This window comes from Allosalinactinospora lopnorensis (assembly GCF_000981225.1).
GTDB lineage: Bacteria > Actinomycetota > Actinomycetes > Streptosporangiales > Streptosporangiaceae > Allosalinactinospora > Allosalinactinospora lopnorensis.
This window is the reverse complement of sequence record NZ_LAJC01000156.1, coordinates 1-2,950: the sequence shown is the minus strand read 5'-3', so window position 1 is coordinate 2,950 and position 2,950 is coordinate 1. Positions and strand designations below refer to the sequence as shown.

Below are 2,950 nucleotides of genomic sequence, written 5' to 3'. Positions count from 1 at the left end.
GGTGGGTGGGTGTGGGAAGGGGGGCCCGGGTGGGCCCCCCCTTTTTTTTGTGGGTGGTGCGGCGGTGTCCTACTCTCCCGCCCCGCACCATGGGGGCAGTACCATCGGCGCTGGAAGGCTTAACGGCCGGGTTCGGTATGGGTCCGGGTGTTTCCCTTCCGCTGTGGCCGCCGCACACGCTTTATACCTCCGCACCCCCGCCGGGGGGTGGGAACAGTTGTGGGGTGGCCCCCGCCCCGGGCCGTGCGGGCCGGGTGGGGGGTGGGTGGGTGTGCGCGAGCCGCTAGCATCTGTGGTGGGCAAGCCCTCGGCCGATTAGTACCGGTCGGCTCAACGCCTTGCGGCGCTTGCACCTCCGGCCTATCAACCCCATCGTCTCTGGGAGGCCTTACCCCCACAAAGGGGTGGGAGACCTCATCTAAAAGCGTGTTTCCCGCTTAGATGCTTTCAGCGGTTACCAGTACCGAACGTGGCCAACCAGCCATGCCCCGGGCGGGACAACTGGCACACCAGAGGTTCGTCCGTCCCGGTCCTCTCGTACTAGGGACAGCCCTTCGCAAGTCTCCAACGCGCGCAGCGGATAGGGACCGAACTGTCTCACGACGTTCTAAACCCAGCTCGCGTGCCGCTTTAATGGGCGAACAGCCCAACCCTTGGGACCAACTCCAGCCCCAGGATGCGACGAGCCGACATCGAGGTGCCAAACCATCCCGTCGATACGGACTCTTGGGGAAGATCAGCCTGTTATCCCCGGGGTACCTTTTAGCCGTTGAGCGACGCCGCTTCCACACGCCGGCGCCGGATCACTAGTCCCTGCTTTCGCACCTGCTCGACCCGTCGGTCTCGCAGTCAAGCTCCCTTGTGCACTTACACTCACCACCTGATTACCAACCAGGCCGAGGGAACCTTTGGGCGCCTCCGTTACCCTTTAGGAGGCAACCGCCCCAGTTAAACTACCCACCAGACACTGTCCCCGATCCGGGTCACGGATCCGGGTTGAGGTGCTCGACAAGGCCAGAGTGGTATTTCACCAACGCCTCCACCCCCACTCGCGTGGCGGCTTCACCGGCTCCCACCTATCCTACACAGACCATCCCAAACACCAATATCAAGCTGTAGTGAAGGTCCCGGGGTCTTTCCGTCCTGCTGCGCGAAACGAGCATCTTTACTCGTAGTGCAATTTCACCGGGCCCATGGTTGAGACAGCGGGGAAGTCGTTACGCCATTCGTGCAGGTCGGAACTTACCCGACAAGGAATTTCGCTACCTTAGGATGGTTATAGTTACCACCGCCGTTTACCGGCGCTTAGATTCCCAGCGGCCCCGCCAACAGCGGGTGACCGGTCCTCTTAACGTTCCGGCACCGGGCAGGCGTCAGTCCGTATACCGCGTCTTACGACTTCGCACGGACCTGTGTTTTTAGTAAACAGTCGCTTCCCCCTGGTATCTGCGACCCCACCCCGCTCCACACGCACGGTGTTTCACGGGACAGGGCTCCCCTTCTCCCAAGGTTACGGGGACAATTTGCCGAATTCCTTAACCATGGTTCACCCGAACGCCTCGGTCTACTCAACCTGACCACCTGCGTCGGTTTCGGGTACGGGCCGCCCGCGAACTCGCTAGAGGCTTTTCTCGGCAGTATGGGCTCACTCACTTCACCAAAACCGGCTCGACATCACGCCTCACCCACCATCAGGCGCGGATTTACCTACACCTGGGGCTACACGCTTATCCCGGGACAACCACCGCCCGGTAGAGCTACCCTGCTGCGTCACCCCATCACTGCCCCCCGGACCCCGCCTCGGACCCCAGCACGCCCCACCACCGGCCCCGAAGGGCCAACGGATCAGACGCCACCGGTTAGCATCGGCGGGCGGGAGTATGGGACGCTCGCGAACGGGTACGGGAATATCAACCCGTCATCCATCGACTACGCCTGTCGGCCTCGCCTTAGGCCCCGACTCACCCTGGGCGGATTAACCTGCCCCAGGAACCCTTAGTCACTCGGCGCCAGCGTTTCTCACGCTGGTTTCGCTACTCATGCCTGCATTCTCACTCGCACCCGCTCCACCGACAATCCCTTGCCGGCTTCACCGCCGGGCACGACGCTCCCCTACCACCCCCCACAAGGAGGGGTCCACAGCTTCGGCGGTGTGCTTCAGCCCCGCTACATTATCGGCGCAGAACCACTTGACCAGTGAGCTATTACGCACTCTTTCAAGGATGGCTGCTTCTAAGCCAACCTCCTGGTTGTCTGAGCAACTCCACAACCTTTCCCACTCAGCACACGCTTAGGGGCCTTAGCTGGCGATCTGGGCTGTTTCCCTCTCGACCACGGAGCTTATCCCCCGCAGTCTCACTGCCACGCTCAACACCACCGGCATTCGGAGTTTAGCTGATCTCAGTAACCCGGCAGGGCCCATCAACCAACCAGTCGCTCTACCTCCGGGGCGCACCACGCGACGCTGCACCTAAATGCATTTCGGGGAGAACCAGCTATCACAGGGTTTGATTGGCCTTTCACCCCTACCCACACCTCATCCCCCAGGTTTTCAACCCTGGTGGGTTCGGGCCTCCACGACCTCTTACAGCCGCTTCACCCTGGACATGGTAGATCACCCCGCTTCGGGTCAACAGCATGCGACTCAACCGCCCATTTAAGACTCGCTTTCGCTACGGCTACCCCACCCGGGTTAACCTCGCCACACACCACAACTCGCAGGCTCATTCTTCAAAAGGCACGCCATCACCCCACAGGGCTCTGACGGCTTGACAGCACACGGTTTCAGGTACTCTTTCACCACCCTCACCGGGGCGCTTTTCACCTTTCCCTCACGGTACTCGTCCACTATCGGTCACCAGGACGTATTTAGGCTTGACAGGTGGTCCTGCCAGATTCACACGAAATTCCACGAGCTCCGCGCTACTCGGGGTTGCACCCACAAGCACAC

2 rRNA genes are annotated in these 2,950 nt (G+C 61.4%); both read right to left on the bottom strand.

Annotated features, from left to right (window positions below):
- Positions 1-56: 56 nt before the first annotated feature.
- Positions 57-175, bottom strand: a 5S ribosomal RNA gene (gene rrf, locus VS93_RS26130).
- A 120-nt stretch (positions 176-295) separates the two neighbouring features.
- Positions 296-2,950: ribosomal RNA gene (locus VS93_RS26125) — 23S ribosomal RNA — on the bottom strand; the annotation flags it as partial.